At 47.5% G+C, this 19,623-nt stretch carries 21 protein-coding genes and 1 riboswitch; of the genes, 7 read left to right on the top strand and 14 right to left on the bottom strand.

Annotated features, from left to right (window positions below; translation table 11 throughout):
• Positions 1–28: 28 nt before the first annotated feature.
• The 8 genes from thiD to MKX80_RS06675 all read right to left on the bottom strand — a co-directional run bounded on the left by thiD (position 29) and on the right by MKX80_RS06675 (position 7,329).
• Positions 29–847 (bottom strand): bifunctional hydroxymethylpyrimidine kinase/phosphomethylpyrimidine kinase, encoded by an 819-nt coding sequence (gene thiD, locus MKX80_RS06710; protein WP_154994852.1) that lies wholly within the window; start codon positions 845–847, stop codon positions 29–31.
• Between the two features lie 24 nt (positions 848–871).
• On the bottom strand, positions 872–1,882 hold the full coding sequence (locus tag MKX80_RS06705) for a thiazole biosynthesis adenylyltransferase ThiF (RefSeq protein ID WP_003180683.1): 1,011 nt from the start codon (positions 1,880–1,882) through the stop codon (positions 872–874).
• Entirely contained in the window at positions 1,879–2,646 is a 768-nt protein-coding gene (locus MKX80_RS06700) for a thiazole synthase (protein ID WP_009328814.1), read from the bottom strand. Before MKX80_RS06700 ends, MKX80_RS06705 begins: the two co-directional genes overlap by 4 nt.
• Positions 2,647–2,652: 6 nt before the next feature.
• Positions 2,653–2,856: a sulfur carrier protein ThiS gene (gene thiS / locus MKX80_RS06695; protein WP_003180678.1), complete on the bottom strand. Its 204-nt coding sequence runs from the start codon at positions 2,854–2,856 to the stop codon at positions 2,653–2,655.
• Positions 2,853–3,962 carry a glycine oxidase ThiO gene (gene thiO, locus MKX80_RS06690; RefSeq protein WP_268315972.1) on the bottom strand — a complete coding sequence of 370 codons (1,110 nt, stop codon included), beginning with the start codon at positions 3,960–3,962 and terminating at the stop codon, positions 2,853–2,855. Before thiO ends, thiS begins: the two co-directional genes overlap by 4 nt.
• Positions 3,946–4,557: a thiazole tautomerase TenI gene (gene tenI / locus MKX80_RS06685; RefSeq protein ID WP_268342695.1), complete on the bottom strand. Its 612-nt coding sequence runs from the start codon at positions 4,555–4,557 to the stop codon at positions 3,946–3,948. The genes thiO and tenI overlap by 17 nt, the downstream gene beginning before the upstream one ends.
• On the bottom strand, positions 4,532–5,233 hold the full coding sequence (gene tenA, locus MKX80_RS06680; protein ID WP_216929169.1) for a thiaminase II: 702 nt from the start codon (positions 5,231–5,233) through the stop codon (positions 4,532–4,534). Before tenA ends, tenI begins: the two co-directional genes overlap by 26 nt.
• Before the next feature lie 83 nt (positions 5,234–5,316).
• Positions 5,317–5,425: riboswitch (TPP riboswitch) on the bottom strand.
• 59 nt (positions 5,426–5,484) lie between these two features.
• Positions 5,485–7,329: a monovalent cation:proton antiporter family protein gene (locus tag MKX80_RS06675; protein ID WP_154994842.1), complete on the bottom strand. Its 1,845-nt coding sequence runs from the start codon at positions 7,327–7,329 to the stop codon at positions 5,485–5,487.
• 272 nt (positions 7,330–7,601) lie between these two features.
• Between MKX80_RS06675 and prpE the strand changes: the two genes are divergently transcribed.
• Complete coding sequence (prpE, locus tag MKX80_RS06670) at positions 7,602–8,342, top strand: bis(5'-nucleosyl)-tetraphosphatase PrpE (protein WP_339228202.1); 741 nt, start codon at positions 7,602–7,604, stop codon at positions 8,340–8,342.
• A gap of 14 nt (positions 8,343–8,356) precedes the next feature.
• On the opposite strand, the gene MKX80_RS06665 is transcribed toward prpE, so the two are convergent.
• The 4 genes from MKX80_RS06665 to MKX80_RS06650 are packed head-to-tail and all read right to left on the bottom strand — an operon-like array spanning position 8,357 to position 11,110.
• Positions 8,357–9,247 (bottom strand): RluA family pseudouridine synthase, encoded by an 891-nt coding sequence (locus MKX80_RS06665; RefSeq protein ID WP_268342699.1) that lies wholly within the window; start codon positions 9,245–9,247, stop codon positions 8,357–8,359.
• Positions 9,248–9,258: 11 nt separating this feature from the next.
• Entirely contained in the window at positions 9,259–10,059 is an 801-nt protein-coding gene (locus tag MKX80_RS06660) for an NAD kinase (protein WP_154995000.1), read from the bottom strand.
• Between the two features lie 18 nt (positions 10,060–10,077).
• Entirely contained in the window at positions 10,078–10,713 is a 636-nt protein-coding gene (locus MKX80_RS06655; RefSeq protein ID WP_043925636.1) for a GTP pyrophosphokinase family protein, read from the bottom strand.
• 31 nt (positions 10,714–10,744) lie between these two features.
• Positions 10,745–11,110 (bottom strand): hypothetical protein, encoded by a 366-nt coding sequence (locus tag MKX80_RS06650; RefSeq protein ID WP_154994836.1) that lies wholly within the window; start codon positions 11,108–11,110, stop codon positions 10,745–10,747.
• Between the two features lie 130 nt (positions 11,111–11,240).
• Here MKX80_RS06650 and MKX80_RS06645 point away from each other — a divergent pair, with 130 nt between their 5' ends.
• The 5 genes from MKX80_RS06645 to MKX80_RS06625 all read left to right on the top strand — a co-directional run bounded on the left by MKX80_RS06645 (position 11,241) and on the right by MKX80_RS06625 (position 14,638).
• Complete coding sequence (locus MKX80_RS06645; protein WP_182070861.1) at positions 11,241–11,813, top strand: CYTH domain-containing protein; 573 nt, start codon at positions 11,241–11,243, stop codon at positions 11,811–11,813.
• A gap of 12 nt (positions 11,814–11,825) precedes the next feature.
• Positions 11,826–12,479: a lytic transglycosylase domain-containing protein gene (locus MKX80_RS06640; RefSeq protein ID WP_154994832.1), complete on the top strand. Its 654-nt coding sequence runs from the start codon at positions 11,826–11,828 to the stop codon at positions 12,477–12,479.
• Positions 12,480–12,761: 282 nt separating this feature from the next.
• Positions 12,762–13,160, top strand: coding sequence for a thiol management oxidoreductase (locus MKX80_RS06635; RefSeq protein ID WP_154994830.1), 399 nt, complete (start codon positions 12,762–12,764; stop codon positions 13,158–13,160).
• Positions 13,157–14,059 (top strand): protease adaptor protein SpxH, encoded by a 903-nt coding sequence (spxH, locus tag MKX80_RS06630; RefSeq protein ID WP_043925631.1) that lies wholly within the window; start codon positions 13,157–13,159, stop codon positions 14,057–14,059. Before MKX80_RS06635 ends, spxH begins: the two co-directional genes overlap by 4 nt.
• Before the next feature lie 411 nt (positions 14,060–14,470).
• The gene (locus MKX80_RS06625) at positions 14,471–14,638 is read left to right on the top strand and encodes a hypothetical protein (protein ID WP_234112886.1); all 168 of its coding nucleotides are present in this window, start codon (positions 14,471–14,473) and stop codon (positions 14,636–14,638) included.
• Positions 14,639–14,696: 58 nt separating this feature from the next.
• Here the strand turns inward: MKX80_RS06625 and pepF are convergent, their stop codons facing one another.
• Both pepF and MKX80_RS06615 read right to left on the bottom strand, forming a co-directional pair.
• A complete protein-coding gene (gene pepF, locus MKX80_RS06620; protein WP_315941034.1) occupies positions 14,697–16,526 on the bottom strand; it encodes an oligoendopeptidase F in 1,830 nt (609 codons plus the stop codon).
• A 212-nt stretch (positions 16,527–16,738) separates the two neighbouring features.
• Positions 16,739–17,887, bottom strand: a complete 1,149-nt coding sequence (locus MKX80_RS06615) for a competence protein CoiA family protein (RefSeq protein ID WP_182070863.1) — start codon at positions 17,885–17,887, stop codon at positions 16,739–16,741.
• Positions 17,888–18,006: 119 nt separating this feature from the next.
• Here MKX80_RS06615 and MKX80_RS06610 point away from each other — a divergent pair, with 119 nt between their 5' ends.
• Complete coding sequence (locus MKX80_RS06610) at positions 18,007–19,602, top strand: sensor histidine kinase (protein WP_154994824.1); 1,596 nt, start codon at positions 18,007–18,009, stop codon at positions 19,600–19,602.
• Positions 19,603–19,623 lie beyond the last annotated feature (21 nt).

Below are 19,623 nucleotides of genomic sequence, written 5' to 3'. Positions count from 1 at the left end.
GCGATATTGATTCTTTCTTATTGCGGGACTACAGTTCCAACCCTGCGTTGGATAACTTTTGATATGCAAAATGGTTGGTCGGTCCGTGGCCGGCTCCAAAATCAAGGCTGTGTACAACCGCTTCGTGGACGAAAGCCTCAGCGATGCGGAAAGCTCCTTGAATCCCGTTTCCTTTCGCTGTTTGTGCCGTAAGAGCCGCGGCAAATGTACAGCCTGTTCCATGGGTATTTTTCGTCTTAATATAGGAATTGGTTTTTTCTGTGAACGTCTCTCCGTCAAAAAGGAGATCGGTTACTTTGCCATCCTCAGGCTGATGACCTCCCTTGATGATAATGTTGCGGACGCCCATTTCATGCAAGTCACGAGCTGCTTTTTTGCGGTCTTCCATTGTTTGAATGCTTCTCCCTGTCAGCACTTCGGCTTCGGGAATGTTTGGCGTTACCGCATAAGCAAGCGGAAGAAGGCGCCGTTTCAATGTTTCAACAGCTTCCTCATTCAATAGTGAAGCGCCGCCTTTGGCGATCATGACAGGATCGACGATCACACGTTTAAGCTCATATGTTGCAATTTTTTCAGCACTGACCTCAATCATCTCCGCGCTCCACAGCATCCCTGTTTTCACGGCGTCAGGTTTTAAATCTTCTGCCACTGCATCAATCTGTGCGCCGAGCGCTTCCGGAGAAAGCGGGTAGACGCCGTGAACCCCTGTTGTATTTTGCGCAGTGACTGCTGTCAAAGCTGTCATGCCGAAGACGCCAAGCTCCTGAAATGTTTTAATGTCGGCTTGAATGCCGGCTCCGCCTCCTGAATCCGATCCGGCGATTGTTAATGCTTTATATATGCTCATGATGTTTGCACTCCCTTCGGCCTTTTAGCCAATCCACCTGTGATATATCGTTTTCGCGCGATTGATATCATTCGTTCCGTGAATTAAAGCACGTCCATCCCGAAAAATCACGAACTTAAAATCCTCCGCACGGCAGGAAACTAAATAAGGATTTCCCGTCACATTTAAACCGGCTTTTTTTAATTTGGCAGCAAGCGATTCCAGTTCCAGCGGCTGTTCCGCGGCCGGCCTGATCTGAACCGTTTGTCTGCCGCAAAGAACGGCTGCTTTTGTTTCGTTTTCAGCTGAAAGAAACGGAAACTCACCTTTTCCGCACGTCGGACATGTCTCATGTTTAAGCGTGTCAGCCCGGACTTCAGACCGCTCATTTGTCCAAATATCAAATGAGCGGAGCATCCCTGACGGTTCATGCCCGGTCAGCAGCTTCAGGGCATCTGTTACCTGGTATGCGGCAACCTGCTGGACGACCGGACCGATCACCCCTGCTGTGTCACATGTCATGGTATTCGCAGGCAAATGCCCCAAAAGACAATGAAGACACGGCGTTTTTCCCGGAATTACGCTATATGTGATGCCATAGCTTGCGACACACGCGCCGTACAGGAAAGGGATGCCTAATTTGACCGCCGCGTCGTTCATGATCAGCCGTGTTTCAAAATTATCCGTCGCATCGACGATCAGGGACGCTTCCTCCGCAAGCTCGAGCGCTTTTTCCGCAGTAACATCCGCTACGATTCCGGTTACTTGAACAGAGCTGTTGATCAGGCGCAGCCTTTTTTCAGCGGCGGCGGCCTTTGGCATATGATCAATCACATCCTGTTCCGTATAGAGCTGCTGGCGCTGGAGATTGCTCCATTCCACATAATCCCTGTCGGCTATCGTCAGCGAACCGACCCCGGCCCTCACCAGCATTTCTGCGCTGGCCGCGCCCAAAGCCCCAGCACCGATCACGAGGACGCGGGCGCGGCTTAATTTTTCCTGGCCGTCCGGTCCGATCGGGTGAAAGAGCTCCTGTCTTGAATACCTGCCGGTCAAATCGTCAACTTCCCTTCTTCAGGGCTGCTGGCGATGCCGTAGTTCTTTTCCGGAATTCGTCCGGCAAGATATCCGAGCCTGCCCGCTTCAACGGCAAGCTTCATAGCCTTCGCCATTTGGACCGGATCTTTCGCCCCGCTCACTGCCGTGTTCAAAAGTACCCCGTCAGCGCCGAGTTCCATTGCGTATGCCGCATCTTTCGGAGAACCGATTCCGGCATCCACGATAACGGGAACCTTAGCCTGTTCGATGATGAACGACAGGTTGAGCGGATTGATGATTCCTTGTCCCGAACCGATCGGAGAGGCCCCGGGCATAATGGCGTGCACGCCGAGCTCTTCAAGTTTTCTCGCGAGGACGACATCATCCGATGTATACGGCAGTACAATGAAGCCTTCTTCAAGCAAGGTTTCTGACGCCTTCAGCGTTTCTACCGGGTCCGGCAGAAGCGAACGGTCACAGCCGATCACTTCGACTTTGATCATGTCGCAAAGACCGCTTGCTTTGGCAAGCTTGGCGATCCGGACGGCTTCCTCAGCCGTTTTTGCTCCTGCCGTATTCGGCAAAAGCGTATAACGGCTTAAATCGAGCTGCTCCAAAAAATTAGGCTGAGATTCTTCAAAAATATTCATCCGTCTGACGGCAAACGTCAGGATCTCCGATTCAGATGCGCTGACGGCCTCTTTTTGAATCTCAAATGACGGATACTTCCCTGTACCGAGCAATAATCTTGATGAAAATTGACGATCTGCGATTTTTAACATAACGGTTTATCCCCCTCCGACAAAATGAACGATTTCGATGACATCGTGTTCTTCCAGTTTGACTGATTGATATTGGTCTTTTCCGATAATCTGCCTGTTTTTTTCAACAACGACAACACGATTTTCCAGATTGTAGGACTCGAGCAAATCGTAAATCGTGCCGCCGTCATCTCTCCACTCTATTTTCCGGCCGTTGAGCTGAATGTTCACCTGTGCACAGCCTCCTTTCGCTCCGCTTTAAACGCCTCGATCCACTCTGTTTTGACTGGATTGCCGAGGATCATGTCTGCCATCATCTCACCGGTTGCAGGTGCCAGGAGGATGCCGTTTCTGAAATGTCCGGCAGCAAACAAAATCCGGTCATTTTCAGGGTGTGTGCCGATATATGGATTGCCATCCCCTGTTTCAGGTCGCAATCCGGCCCAGCATTGGTCAATTTTCATGGATTCAATGTCAGGGAGCATCGACTTGGCCTTTCGGATCAACTCCTCGATTCCGCCAAGTTCCGGCTGTTCATTCCAATCCCCGGGCTTCATTGTCGCGCCGACGACAAGCTTTCCGCTATGACGCGGAACGATGTAGCAATGATCATGGTAAAGCGTCCTCGTCAAAGGGATGCCGTCATTCCATACGGATAGGCACTCCCCTTTGACGGGGTAAAACCTTTTGTCTATGCCGATCTGTTTAAAGAAAGCTCCGCTCCACACACCGCTTGCAATAACAGCGTGCTCCGCCTCCGCGATCCCCGAAGCGGTTGTGACGCGGACGGCCCCCGCTTCTGGTTCTACCGATAAAACGGGCGTATACTCGAAGATATCGGCACCGAGCGTCCGGGCCCCTCTGGCAAATGCCCTGCACACTGCAGCCGGTTCGACATGGATGTCGTCCCGAATAAAATTAGCGCCGAAAATCCCATTTCCTGCATGCGGTTCCAGCTTATATACTTCATCAGCTTCAAGCCATTCCACAGAATCCAGTGCAGCCATTTGCATCAGGTGTTCGCGGTCGCTTTCTGAAAATGCCAGCTTTAATATCCCTCCGTCATGCCTTCTGATATCAATGCCGCTTATGTCTTTCAATTCGCCCGTCAGCCGCTGATAGGCTTTTTGGCTGGCTCTGGCGAATTCGAAAAAGGTACCGGGTTTATCGCATTCCGCATGGGCGCCGAGCATACCCGCAGCTGCACTCGTCGCTTTTTTGCCGACTTCCCCGCTTTCAAACACGGCCGTTTTTTTTCCCGCTTTTGCAAGATGATAAGCGATGGATGTCCCGATGATGCCTCCGCCGATCACGATCGTATCATAGCGCTTTCTCATATGAATCTCCCTTCGCGAGACAGGCAAGCCGCGCGGCCGCCTCATCCGGTCTGTCATGGGAAAAGATCCCCGACATCACGGCGATGCCGTCTGCCATTTTGACTTCCGCCAGACGTTGTTCGGTAATGCCTCCGATCGCAATGACCGGAATGCGGACAGCCGCCTTTACTTCAGCCAGGCTCGCAGTCCCTCTTCCTTTCCGGCCCTTTTTACAGTCCGTTTCAAAAATGTGGCCGAACAGCACGTAATCTGCACCTTCAGTTTCAGCCTGAACCGCTTCTTCTGGTGAATGTACGGACTTTCCGATTTTCAAATGCGGAAAACGGCTCCTCACACTTTTGACGGAAAATCCGTGTGAAGGCAGCTGAACCCGGTGAATGTGATAAAACAAAGCGATATCCACCCTGTCGTTGATGATGAGCTTCCGCTTATCAACGCCTTCTTCGGCCAGGCGTTCGATTAAGCTCGATATTTCGCTTACTTTTTTTGACCTTTCCCTGATGTGGATAAAGTCAACGGCATCTTGAATCGAAATGATTTTTGCTGCAAGCTCTTCCACAGAGTGCTTGTCATCGGTGATCGCGTGCAGATGCAAGCTGATCCACCCCGCTTTTTGACCAGCTTTCTTTTTGATAGGCCATATCCCAGAACCGGTATTCGTAGAAGCTGGAGATGACAAAGTTCTCCTTCATCTTCGCGCGCGTTTTCTCATCGGCGTTTTCAGCCAGCTCATCGAAGCGGTTGATCTGTTCTGTCACAAGTTCTTTAAACCAGTCGCCTCCGTATGTCGCGATCCATTCCTGATAAATCGCGTTGTCAGGCCTGCACGTTTTCAGCGTTTCGCCGACGTCATAATAAAGCCAATAGCAAGGAAGCAACGCAGCCAGTATTTCCGCAAAACTGCCGCTGACGACAGAACGGTACATATGCGATGTGTACGCATACGCTGTCGGCGACGGCTGAAACGACTCCAGCTCTTCCTTTGTGATTCCCAATAGATCGGTGAATTTCCTGTGAAGCGACATCTCGGCTTCATATGTGCCTTTCGCGTGTTCGGCCATCCGGCTTGTCGTATATAGATCGTGAGCATATGCCGCTCCAAAGGATTGGACTTTGGCAAAGTGGGTCAAATAGTAGGAATCCTGCATGACATAGTATTTAAATCGGTCAACCGGAAGTGTACCGTCTCCAATTCCTTTAATAAACGGATGGACAAAACTGCCTTCCCACCATGTTGCAGCGCTGTTTCGGCATTCTTCTGAAAACTTCATTTCGAGGCTCCTCCTTCGATTCTGAACATAAAAAAACCACTTTCCCGCAAGGAAAGTGGTTTGGAATTTGCATATATACATACTCAAATACCGTGCCACTTCCCTACGCAGGTTTGAACCTGTTCAGGTTATGAGGGTCTAAAAGTCACACTTTTATCTCAGCCCTTATCAAGGACTCCCCTAGTGGAAAACATTTCTTGTTCATTCAGTTTATACTTTTATCTTATCACGAATTGCAAAATGGTCAAGCGTCAGTCTCCAAGCGTTTTTTTCAATTCCGCAATATATTCGCGCGAACCGGTGGCGATCAGCCTGTCACCCATTTGCAGCCTTGTATCCCCGTGGGGCACGATGCTGTCAACCCCGCGGAAAATCCTGACGAAGATGACATCTCCCGTAAACGGAAACTCCCTTAACAGGACACCGTCAAATCGCTCATTGCTCATATTGATCTGATACAGCGACGCATCCTGGTTCGTCAAGAGTTTCATAACGCCAGGCGCCTCGATAAGCGCGCGCAGCAGCGTTTTCGTAGAAAGCAGAATGGAGAATGTATCAATTCCGTTTTCTTTCAGCCTGGATTCAGCGTCTGGAGAATCTGCGCTGGCGATAATTCTTGCGACTTTCTGCTCCTTCGCATAAAGGGCGATCCCTGTATTGCGCTCTTCGCTGCCCGTGGCCACGACGAGTATATCCGTTTGAAAAACACCGAATGCTTGAAGCGTCTCATATTCATAATCAGGCAAAACTTCAACATCAAACACCGGATCCGCCAGCTTTTCTTCCTTCTTTTCCTGCCGGACATGCAGGATTCTGACGTGATAATCTTCTGGAGAAAGTTCGAGCGTAACCGGCAGCGTCATTTGATTCGCGCCGATAAAGGTGATCGTCTTTTTCTCTTTTTCGCTTTCCGTTTTCGGCATTAATTTTTTAAAGCCGGTCGGTGTGATGATACATGTAATGACAGCCACCAAAATCAGCGCGCCGGACATCTGCGCGTCAATGACGCCGATGCGCTCGCCGATCGTTGTCGCCGCGATCACCAGAGAAAGCGTGGAAGTCAGGAGAAAACCGGAAGCCAGCACGGTTTTCATGTCATACCACTTTTTCAAAAACAGCACCGGAACGACTTTGCTGATTAACAGAGCCACAAACAGAAGCGGGATCATCACTAAAATTTTCGGATTGCCAAACAGCGACCAAATGTCCAATTTGACGCCTGTCATGACAAAGAAGATCGGGATGAGGAACCCGTAGCCGAATGAATCAAGCTGCTGAACGAGCTCTTTGTTCGGCGAAAGCAGCGAAACAAGCACCCCGGCTAAAAACGCGCCGAGAATGTTTTCTGCACCGAGCGACTCGGAAAGCGCCACGAGTACGATGATCAGCGTAAATATCGCCCTTGTGCCGATCTGGATCGTGCCTTTTGACAGCACTTCGACAAAAGGCCGCTTTTTAAATACCCTTCCGAAAAGGTATAAAACGACGCCTGCGGCAAATAAGATCATTAGCAGCCACATATTGCTGTTTTCGTCGCCGTAGATTGAGGCGAACACCGCAAGCAGTATCATCGTGACAAGATCGGCAATCACGGCGACAAGCAAAATAATCTGGCCGATATTCGTCTTCATGAGCCGCTCTTCCTTCAGCGTCGGAACGACAACCCCAAGCGAAATTGTCGAAATGATCAGCGTCATTAAAAAGGCGTTGTCAATAAATCCTGCCATGACAAAGCTGTAAGAGAGGCCGAGCGATAATATAAAGACGGCAATAAAGATGACGGAAGCCGTTTTAAACGTATTCGGCGCTTCCTTTCCGCTCGGAAGCAGCTGCTTTTTCTTTCCTTTTTCAAATACGGAAAAATCGATTTCAAGCCCGCTTAAAAACATTAAAAAGATAAATCCGAGCATCGATAAAGTTTCGAGCCATGTATCGTGCTGGGCCACCAGATCGAACCCGCTTTTTCCGATAATAAGACCCATGATGATTTCAGCGACAACCACCGGTATGCTTAACCTGAAACGGTGCAGCAGAATGGGCGTTAAAAATGCGATAATCAGTACGACAACTAAAGATGAGACAGATGTGTGCTCCATAAACTGGTACCTCCTCTAAACCGGTTTCCGGGTATGATTAGCGTTCCCTTTTTTAAAAATAAAAGGGACATATTTTTAGACATTTTCATGTGGGAAAAGAACCGTCTGAACTCTTTTCTCACAGGTGTAAAAATCGATTTTAACAATGCTCGCTCAGAAAAAAAAGTAATATGCCTGATTTTCTCCGCCGAAAGTTGCAGAAGCTTTATTTATATATGGCTCGGGGCAATGTATATACATATGAAAAATAAACGGACAGGAGGTGGAAACGCATGAATTACGATGTAATCGGTGATATTCACGGGTGCTATGATGAAATGATTGCGCTAATTGAAAAGCTCGGCTACTCGCTGACATCAGGGTTTCCCGTTCATCCGGAAAACAGAACACTTGTCTTTCTCGGGGATTTAACAGACAGAGGGCCAAAATCGCTGGAGGTCGTTGAATTTGTAGGACGTGCCGTTGAAGAAGGAGCTGTGCGATATGTACCCGGCAATCACTGCAATAAGCTGTACCGTTTTTTCAAAGGAAATCCGGTGAAGCTGCAGCACGGGCTGGAAACGACGGCGGCTGAATACAGAAACCTTCCGAAACAAAAACAGAAGGAAATCAGAGAGCTTTTCATGCGCCTTTATGAGGAGGCCCCGCTTTATGAGATCCTGCATAACGGCGAACTTGTCGTCGCACATGCCGGCATCAAAGCGGATGACATCGGCAAAAAGCCTGTCGGAAAAGTAAAACAGTTTGTGCTCTACGGAGATATCACAGGGGAAACGCTGCCTGACGGACGGCCAGTCAGGCGGGACTGGGCTGCTCATTACAAGGGCGAGCCGTGGGTGGTGTACGGCCACACCCCTGTCAAACGCCCGCGGATGGTTCATCATACGATCAATATCGATACCGGTTGTGTATTCGGCAACAGGCTGACCGCTTTCAGATTCCCCGAACGGACAACCGAATCTGTCCCCTCCTCTTTGCCTTATGATGAGTCAAGATTCCGCATGGAGCCATAAAAAAGAGAGCTTATTCAGCTCTCTATCAACTGTCTCATATCATGCGGCACCGGCGCTTGAAACGTCAGCTCTTCCATTGTAAACGGATGAAAAAACGTCAATCTCTCACTGTGGAGCGCCTGCCGATTGATGAAGCCGCGGGTTCCACCGTACAGCGTATCACCGCACAAGGGATATCCGATATGACTCATATGGACGCGGATCTGATGGGTTCTCCCGGTTTCCAGACGGATAGAGACGTCCGTCATGCCGCTGAAGCGCCTGTTCACCCAAAAATGCGTCACCGCTTTTTGCCCGTCCGGGATCACCGCACGCTCGATGATGCTCGATGATTTTCTGCCGATCGGCGCATCGATCGTTCCCTGCTCTTCTGCGATCAAACCGTGGACGACCGCCCGGTATTGCCGTTTGACGGCTCCCTTTTTTTGCAGTCCAGATAAAAGTGAGTGGGCGAAGCGGTGCTTGGCTACAAGCATGACACCCGATGTATCGCGGTCAAGCCTGCTCACCAGGTGAACGGTCGCGTTTACGCCCGTCCGCTGGTAATAATGAATCAGACCGTTCGCCAGACTGCCTGATGGATGCTCACGCGAGGGAATCGACGACAGGCATGGCTGTTTATTTAATACGAGGACGTGGTCATCTTCGAACAAAATATTAAGCGGCACTTCTTCCGGGCGCAAAGATTCGCTCATTTTTTCCGGAGGGAACTGAATGACGAGCTCGTCCCCTTTTTGAAGAACGTATCTGACCGTTACATGCCCGCCGTTTACCAGCAGATCGCCGCCTCCGAATTTGATGTCCGTCAGCATCCTTTTTGAAATGCCCAGCCGCTGGACGTATTCTTTCAAAAGAACCCCGCTGTCCTCTTCTGTTATGATCTGTTTCATCAAAAAATCGCTCACAGCAAACCTTCCTATTCTCCTTTTCCGATAAAGGAATCCTGGACCCTTTTCCAAAACGGAAACGGCCGAAAGCGGGCAAACCTGATATTTTCGTTTGCGACGCGGCATTGAATCGACTTGACGTCTTTATGCAGCAATGTCAAGTGGTCAATCGCGACTTGAAACGTCACATCATTAATCGGTTTAATTAAACAAGTGTGATGCTCAGGCAGAATAAGCGGAGATCCGACCGTCCGAAACACCCGGTTGTTGATGGACGCCATTTCAGCCAGCTGGATTGCCCTGATGGACGGATGAATAATCGCACCGCCGAGCGCCTTGTTATATGCCGTGCTTCCTGAAGGAGTCGACAGGCAAAGGCCGTCGCCGCGGAACGTTTCAAAAAGTTCCCCTTTAATCTCGACATCCGTCACAAGCGTCCCTTCAATGCTCTTGATCGTACATTCGTTCAGCGCCAAATATCTCGCTTCATCGCTGCCGTCATTGTAGCGGACGATGACTTCCAATACCGGATATTCAACAATTTGATACGGCGTTTTCGCAATCGCGATCACGAGTTTTTCAATCTCATTCGGGACCCAGTCGGCATAAAAGCCGAGATGCCCGGTATGAACCCCGACAAAAGCCGTTTTGTCAAGGCGGCCGCTGTATTTGTGAAATGCGTATAAGAGCGTTCCGTCACCGCCGACGGAAATGACGATATCCGGCTCTTCTTCATCGCATTCAAGACCGAAATCGAGCAGATACGTCTGAATTTTGCTTTTCAATGAATCTGAAACCGCGTTTCCTTTGGACGATACCGCAAACTTCATCATTCAATCTCCTTTCCCCTATCCGTCATCCTCATCCTTTTTCTTGCGTGAAAATGCCACCTGAGCCTCCTGAATCTCGCCCCTGATCTCGGACATTTCCATATCGAGCCTTGATGCTGCTTCCGAAGCTCTCTGAAGCCTTAATTTTACTTTTTCCGGAATGTTGCCGCTGTATTTATAATTTAAAGAATGCTCAATCGTCGCCCAAAAATTCATCGCCAGCGTCCGGATTTGAATCTCAACCAAAATCTGTTTTTCCCCGTTGATTGTCTGCAAAGGATACAGCACGACGAGATGGTAGGAGCGGTAGCCGCTCTCTTTATGTTCCGCGATGTAGTCGCGCTTATCCACCACCGTGAAATCCTTTCTCGCCAGAAGCATATCGACGACAATGCGAATATCCTCAAAAAATTGGCACATGATTCTGAGCCCGGCAATATCTTGCATGCTTTCAATGTTGTGCAGAGGAATGTTTTTTCGCTTGGCCTTTTCAAGAATACTCGGAACAGGCTTCACCCGCCCCGTCACGAATTCAATCGGTGAATGCTCCTCCTCGTATTCGTAAAGGGTCCGGATCCCTTTCAGCTTCACTTTCAGCTCTTCAACAGCCTGCCGGTACGGCGCTAAAAAATGCTCCCATTGTTTTTCATCCATAAACCTTCCCCCAATTTCATCGCCTTTTTTTCTAGAGGAATATCCGTTTCACTCTCTCTTCCATTTCTTCGCCATAATTTGCATTATCTTTAATATTCTCTATTAAATATCCGAGCTCATCATGGAATCCGTTAAGCTCCAGCTCCGAGTTTCCGATATGTAAAAACACAGGAAGACCGGCGTCCAGAGCCGCTTTAAGATCGGACCAGATGCCTTCGTTTAAAATGACGTATTCATAGGATTCGTCCTGTTCAAGTATGTATACAAATGCAAAATGATCGGAGTCTGTCAGCATGCGTCCGGCCGGTTTCCGCTCCGCTCCGTCATTGATTTCGCTGGTCAACACCAGCCGGTCGTTTCGCAGATTGGCTTCTGTAATCTCAATTCTGTTCTGCATAATGCTCTCCTTTACAATAAAAGTACAGATTCATTTTATCATATCAGCTTCAATATTGATAAACGTTCCTTCTCAAGAGATAATAAGGAAAATGCAATTTTACCAGCTGAGAGGATGAAAAAATTAAAGAATGAGCCAGGAACTTGAAATCGAATTTAAAAATATGCTGACAAAAAAAGAATTTGAGAAAATCAAATCATATTATCAATTTACCTCCGAGCAATTTGTTATACAAAAAAACCATTATTACGATACGCCTTCCTTTTCTTTAAAAGAAAAAGGAGCGGCCTTAAGAATTCGCGAAAAACAGCAGCGATTTGTACTGACATTAAAAGAGCCGGCGCCTGTCGGACTGATGGAAACCCACCAGGAGCTGACCCGGAAGCCAGAATTCGAAACGTTCACGATTCCGCATGGGCTGGTATGTGATCGCCTGAGGCACCTCGGCATTGAACAGGACGAGCTCATCCTTTTCGGAACGCTTGCGACAAGCCGTGCAGAAAAAAAATTGCCGCAGGGCTTAATTGTTTTGGACCACAGCCGATACTTAATGGTAGAAGACTTTGAAATCGAATTCGAAGTGACAGACTATGAACGCGGAAAACGGGATTTCTCTGAACTGCTGAAATCGTTCGGCATCCCTGAGCGTGAAACCAAAAACAAAATCGTCCGATTTTATGAGCAAAAACTTAAAGATCAATAAGGTGGGAAAACAATGAACATCAACCATTTGGCCGCCCTCTTGGAACTCCAGGCGATACGGTCGTTTTATCCGGCTTCAGACAGCGGTTCCGAAGATGCGGGTTTTGATTTCAGCTCGATTTTAAACCAATATTTAAGCAATGTCGGCGGCTTGGAGTCTTCACAGCCCGCGGTTGTTCCGGCTGTTTCGACAGCGTCTCAGCTTCAGGCGCCGCTGACAGCTGAAAAGCCTGCAGCAATTGCGGCCGTCCCATCTGCCGCAGCGAAACCCGTCTCTTTCGGCAGCCAAAATCAGAGCATTGACCAGATCATCAAAAACGCCGCAGAAAAATACGGAGTCGATGAGAAACTGATTCATGCCGTCGTCAAGCAGGAATCGCGCTATCAGGAGAAAGCGGTCAGCCCGGCCGGCGCCATGGGCCTGATGCAGCTCATGCCGTCCACGGCGAAAGCGCTCGGCGTGAATAACGCTTTTGACCCCGTACAAAATATAGAAGGCGGAACAAAATACTTGAAACAGATGCTTGATAAATACAGCGGAAATGTGAAGCTCGCATTAGCGGCATACAATGCCGGGCCGGGAAATGTCCAAAAGTACGGAGGCATTCCCCCTTTTAAAGAAACGCAAAATTATGTAAAAAAAATCACCACAAATTACTACGCTTAAGCCGGAAAGGACGCTTTCCGGCTTTTTTGCCTGCTTTTACTTCCTCTTTGATCCTCCCGGTATTAAAAATACACATTTAATAAGCGAATATGATATGATATTTGAAACAAAAACAGCGATTTTCGCCTACAGGCAGAAGTCGGTTTGTTTGTAGAAATGGAACGAGGTTGCTAAAATAAGTATATACAATCTTGAAATAATAAATGATGCACAAGATAAATATTTTTTTGCAATAGGAATCGGTATATTTTCCTATTAGCCATATTAAAAGGAGTAGTCAACATGGGACAATCGTTTAACGCACCTTTTGAAGCGATTGGAGAAGAGCTTCTATCGCAACTTGTTGATACTTTTTATGAACGTGTAAAGCAGCATCCGCTGCTCTACCCGATTTTTCCGGACGACTTAACGGAAACGGCAAGAAAGCAGAAGCAATTTTTAACGCAATATTTAGGCGGTCCGCCGCTTTATACAGAAGAACACGGACACCCGATGCTGAGGGCGCGGCACCTGCCGTTTCCAATTACACCGGAACGGGCGGACGCATGGCTTTCGTGTATGAAAGAGGCAATGGATCATGTCGATTTAAAGGGCGAAATCAGGGAATTTCTTTTTGAAAGGCTGACATTGACAGCCAGACATATGGTAAATCAGCCTAAAATGGAGGATGGTTCACATTGACACTTAATCAGCGTGACCAATTTTTCTCCCATTGCCACGGACATCCGCAAAAACCGATGGAAATTTATATGTTTGTCGACCCTTTATCTCCCGAATGCTGGGCTTTGGAGCCGGCGATCAAAAAGTTGAAAATCCGCTACGGCCGCTTTTTCACATTAAGGATCATCGCCGCATGCAGCATCACAGCGCTGAACGTTCAGAAGCGTAAAAAGCACCGCCTCGCAGAGGCTTGGGAAAAGATCGCATGCAGATCTGGCATGTCTTGTGACGGGACGCTCCTGCATGACAAAGCACTCTCTGCACCTTACCTTGCCTCGCTCGCTTTAAAAGCGGCGGAACTGCAAGGCAGAAAAGCAGGGCTGCAGTTTTTGAGATGCATGCAGGAAAACTTGTTTCTCAATCAGCAGGATATCACCGAAGAACAGGTGCTGTTAGCGATTGCAGAGCATACACAGCTCGATCTGGAGGAATTCAAAAGGGATCTTCATTCGCAGAGCGCCGTGAAAGCCCTGCAATGCGATTTGAAAATCGCTGCCGAAATGGAAGTGGCATCTGTTCCGACTCTTACGTTTTTTAACAGCCTCCGCGAAGGAGAAGGCTTAAAAGTAACCGGAAATTATTCATATGAGATTTACGAAGAAGTATTGTTTGAGATGCTCGGCGATGAGCCGAAGCCTTCACAAACACCGCCGCTCGAACTTTTTATCGAATACTTTCAATTTGTAGCCGACAAAGAGATTGCCGTCGTATACGACTGGACGCTCGAACAGGTGGAACGGGAAATGAAAAAGCTCGCGTTCGCCCGCAAAGTCGAAAGAGTGGAAGCCAAACACGGCATGTTCTGGCGCTATATAAACGAACATCACGATGCCGGACCGCTCTATCAATGCGAAAAATAGCACGGGTTTCTCCCGTGTTTTTTCTCGCACAAAAAACGAACGCACGTTCCTTTTTAAGTCAATAAGAAACCGCGCCGGGATAAGCGCGGTTTCTATTATGTCTTAACGACAACAAAGGGGATGGGAGAAATTTTTCACGGTCAAACAAAGGGGTAAATGTTTGTTTGTGATCAATTTCACATCTTTATAATATCAAATCATGTCGAGTTTTGACAACTGATTTAATTAGTTTTCACATTTTTGTCACAAAAACATAAATAATAGATGTCCATCATATGATCAAAGTAACAAAGAAAACGAGCCCGCTGAACGCTGCCAAACCACGAATTATGCGGGCTCGTGCCCGGTTTTGCTGCGCTTTTTGCGCCTCGCTCCCACTGTTATATTTTATCAGTCCTTAGGAGGGTTTTTATGCTTCAGATCATTTTGGGACTTGCATCAATATTATTTTTTTTCGTCTTGAACATTTTAGGGTTGATGAATATGTTTCCCCTTTATATTACGTCTCCCCTCTTATTTATATCAATCCTTTTTACGATCAACCGCCTTAACCACCGCAAAACGTTTAAAGGTTTTTGACAGCATCGCGAACAAGGCTGCCGGTATGACCGGCAGCCCCTTTCAATGCATTCGGGTTTTATGAATGATTGACTTTTTGCAGAAGTTCTTCCATTTCGTTCAGCTGCTCTTCAAACTTTTTGCACGCAGCTTCGATCGGCTCTGAAGATGTCATATCGACGCCGGCTTTTTTCAGTACTTCAATCGGATAATCAGAGCTTCCCGCTTTCAGGAATTCAATATAGCGGTCAACAGCCGATTTTCCTTCTTTTAAAATCTGCTGGCTGAGCGCCTGAGCTGCACTGAAGCCTGTTGCATACTGATATACATAATAATTGTAATAGAAATGCGGAATTCTTGACCACTCAAGACCGATTTCCTTATCAATCTCAATATTGTCACCGAAATATTTCTTATTCAAATCATAGTATATGCTCGTTAACAGCTCAGGTGTCAACGGTTCCCCTTCCTGAGCTTTGACATGGATCTCATGTTCAAATTCGGCAAACATCGTCTGTCTGAAAACCGTTCCCTTAAAGCCTTCAAGCATATGGTTCAAAATATAGAGCCGCTGTTTTTCATCGTCGATTGTATTCAGCAGGTATTCTCCCAAAAGCGCTTCATTCGTTGTAGAAGCAACTTCGGCTACGAAAATGCTGTAGTTTCCGTACGGGTAAGGCTGATATTTTCTCGTATAGTAGCTGTGCACGGAATGGCCGAATTCATGGACAAGCGTAAACAAGTTGTTGACATTGTCCTGCCAGTTCATCAAAATATACGGATTGGTTCCGTAGGTTCCTGAAGAATAGGCGCCGCTTCGTTTTCCTTTGTTTTCATACACATCGACCCAGCGGTTGTTCAATCCTTCTTGCAGGATGGATGAATATTCTTCCCCCAAAGGCTTAAGACCCTTCAGCATATAGTCCTTTGCCTGCTCGTATGTGACTTTCATTCCGGAATCCTTTACCAGCGGGGTATACAGGTCATACATGTGCACTTCATCAAGCTCAAGCACTTTTTTTCTAAGCTCAACATAGCGTTGAAGAAGCGGGAGATGCTTGTTGATCGTGCTGACAAGATTGTCGTAGACTTCTTCAGGAATGCTGTTGCGCGACAATGCCGCTTCCCGCGCCGATTTATAATGTTTAACCTTCGCATAAAAGTTGTCTTTTTTCACAGCTCCGCTGAGCGTGGAAGCGAGCGTGTTTTTAAAACGGCCGTATGTTTCGTAAACCGCCTTGAATGCCGCGCGGCGGACATCGCGGTTCTCGCTTTCCAAAAAGGTGATATAGTTGCCGTGCGTGAGCTGCACCTTTTCCCCATTTTCATCGGTGATCTCCGGAAATTCCATATCGGCGTTATTCAGCATGCCGAACGTATTGGAAGGAGATGAAAGAACATCAGACGCTTCGGCCAAAATCCCTTCCTCTTCCTCGCTCAGCACGTGAGGACGCTCTTTATTGATTTCTTCGAGAGCGTGTGAGTAAAGCTTTAACTCCTCTTTTTCCAACAGGAACTGCTGAAGCTTTTCTTCCTGAATCGATAATATTTCCGGCACCATGTAGGCCGTGGCGCTCGCAGCCTGGGTATAGAGGTTGGCCGCTTTATCATTGAGGCCTTGGTAAAAAGAATTTCCCGTATCCTGATCATAGCGCATGTGAGCGTAAGTATACAGCTTCCCGAGACGCTCCATCACCTTATCCTGATAAGTCAGCGCTTCATATAATTCATCGGCGGAATGGCCGAGCCTGCCCTTGAATTCGGAAAGCTTGGGCAGCAGTTCTTTAACGGCTTGAAATTCCTCGTTCCAAGCATCATCTGACGGGAAGATATCCTCAAGTCTCCACGTGTCTTCTTGCCTCACCTCTTCTCTTGAAGGCAGTTTCTTCGATTTTTTTTCTTCAGCCACTGTCAATCCCCTCGCTTTCTTTACTCCAAGTCCATTGTTGTCCAATAAACTTGTATTGTGTTTATCTTCTGTTTTTTCACCGTCTTTTGTCAAATCATATGCGAAAAAAAAGACACAAAATCCCGCCGTTAAAAAATAAAATACATATCTTTTGATCTGAAACAGCCCGGACACCACCTTCCTTTCTTTAGATTGAACGAAAGGCTTGATAATCATTCGGAAAAATAATGTTCATCCCTTTTTAAGAGCGCCTCTAGCCGCGGCTCCGGAACAACAGAACCCGCGGAATAATAAAATTCCTCTTTCCTCTCCAAAAATCCTTTTTTATGCAAAAAACAAATGTATTCACAAACGGCCTCCGCAGCCGTTTTCCGTCCGCTCCATCTCAGCTTCAGCCTTTTGCCTTTGATGAGCCAGTCCATATAATGAACCGCAGACTGCAGGCGAAACGCATCATGCTTCGTCATAAATAAGAAAAGGTACCCTTGCCACACATAAACCGGGTGGGCAAAAATATAGCCTGAGGGCACCGGGAGAAAGACTTCAGAGGGGAAAAACGGGAGCGGAAGCTGATACTTTTCATAAAAGAGCGCGGCAATCTGCTTCGCTTCTTTTGATAAAAAACGCACGGTCGACATTCGAAAACTGCGGATGTTTTCTTTCCAACCTTTAAGCTGGAGAGTCGAACGGCTTTCTCGGGTGGTTAAATCGCCCCAGCCTGCATCAGCAAGGGGAAGAAAACGCAAGGATGCGGATGTTTTGTTTGTTTGAAAGGGAATCAGGTGTTCGAGGATGATGAAAGCCTTTTGTTCGGGGCAAAAAAACAGGAGCTTGAGAGGCTTCTCGCTTTTTTGAATGAACTGCCAGTGAAACCGTGAAAGCTGAAAAAAACTCCCCGTCAAGCGTCTTACCCGGTTACCGCCGAGAATCCACAACGGCTCGATTCCCAGTTTGAGAAAGCCTTCCGTCCGTTTTCGGTATGCTGCCGCATTGAGATTCGCACATTGAAATTCAACCGCAACCTGGCGGGTTTCGTGTTCCAGAAGCAAATCGGGCCTTTGTCTGATCTCTTGCAAATACGGTTCAAGCACCGGGCTGAATCCTTGTCTGCCGAGCCATTCGTACAACAGCCGTTTTCCTTTCAGGTGGTAGGGACTCTCCGGTTCATGGGGCACCGGGCATGCTTCACCAGGCTTATGAGCGAAATGCGGGAGCTTGACGGGACCGATTTTCAAGTCGAGTTCACACCGGCAAACCGGACAGTAAAATGCATGTCTTTTTCTCAATCGCTTGAGATCTTCGGTTTTATATCCGTCGGCAAGACAGATGATCTCTTCTTGATCGATCATTGCGCTGAACATATTGTCTCTCTCCTTCCTGTTTGATCAAGTATTCAACATGGACGGGAGCTTTCCTTTTTTTGAAAACGCTTCAAATTCGGGCCGATTTTATATAAAGTAGTATTATAGAACTCGAAATTTTGAGAAAAGGAGTTTTTGACATCAAACGGAAGCTGACGACCAAGCTCACTTTGCTGATTCTTACCCTGCTATTGATCTTGCTTTCTGTCATGAGCGGCCTCTATTTAATCATTTTAGAAAATTCTTTAAAAACACAAATCCAAGCCAGAGCGCTCGATATGGCGAAAACGCTCGCCCAGATGCCTTCCGTTCAGGAAGCGTTTGAAACGGATGATCCGTCTCGAACCCTTCAGCCAATTGCAGAAAATGCGAGAAAACAGTCCGGTGCGCATTACATCGTGATCGGCTCGGCGGATGCGATTCGCTATGCTCATCCGGATCCGAGAAAAATCGGCAAACCGATGGTCGGCGGAGACAATCAGCGCGCTCTTGAAAAAGGAGAAGCATACATTTCGGATGCCGTCGGCACGCTTGGCCCGGCTATCAGGGGCAAAGCGCCGATCCATAATGAAAACGACGAAATCGTCGGAATCATTTCAGTCGGTTTTTTAAAAGAAAATATTCAGGATATCGTCTATCAATATCAGACAAAATTAATATTTTTATTGGGATTTGTCGTACTGATGGGGGTTTTGGGAGCCGTCTATATTTCCCACAATGTCAAAAAGTCCATTTTCGGCCTTGAACCTTATGAAATTAATCAATTATATACTGAAAAACAGGCGATTACAGAATCTGTGCACGAGGCCTTGATCGCCATCAATAAGCATGAAGAAATCACGCTTTTGAATAGAAAAGCGTGTGAGCTGCTTCGCGTCGAAAGCGAAGATCAGTGGCTCGGCAAACCGATTTCAGAGCTTCTTCCGGATACGCTGCTCCCCGAAGTGCTGAAAACGAAAACGGCGCAAAAAGATCAGGAATTAACGATCGGAAACGAAGAATTAATCGTCAACAGAGTGCCGATTTTCGAAAACGAAAAAATCCGCGGTGCCGTTGCGAGCTTCAGGAGAAAGACGGATATTGACGAACTTTCCAAAAAGCTGGCGCAAACTTCGCAATACGCGGAAGGTCTGAGAGCCCAGACTCACGAATATTCAAACAAGCTGAATACAATCGCGGGACTGATTCAGCTGGAAAGCTATTCTGAAGCGCTCGAATTGATCCAAAAAGAGAATAAAAGCCATCAGGAAATGCTGCGATTTCTCATCCATTCGATTCCTGATCCGCTTCTTTCCGGATTGCTGCTGGGAAAGGTCAACCGAGCCAAAGAGCTGCACATCAACCTGGAAATCGATGAGAGCTCAAAATTAGACGCTTTGCCGGAGGAAATGGATAAAGGGAAATTCATTACGATTTTGGGAAATTTGATTGAGAATGCCTTTGACGCCGTTTCCCACAAAAAAGACCGCAGCATCCTTGTCTTTTTGTCAGACGGGGGAGATCACATATTAATTGAAGTCGAAGACTCGGGAGACGGTATTCCCGCGGGGGAACAGGAGCGGATCTTTCAAAAGTTTTATTCGACAAAAGCGGCTAACCACCGCGGTCTCGGCCTCTTTTTAGTCAAAGAAGCCGTCAATGCGTTAAACGGGCAAATTAAAGCGGATAAAAGCGACCTTGGCGGAGCATTGTTTACTGTCGTGATACCAAAATAGAGAAACGCTGGGGGACTGACC

It is taken from the genome of Bacillus sp. FSL K6-0972, assembly GCF_037976035.1.
In the GTDB taxonomy this organism is placed as follows: Bacteria; Bacillota; Bacilli; order Bacillales; family Bacillaceae; genus Bacillus; species Bacillus haynesii.
The sequence above is the reverse complement of the archived record's forward strand: the minus strand, read 5'-3'. Positions and strand labels throughout refer to the sequence as shown.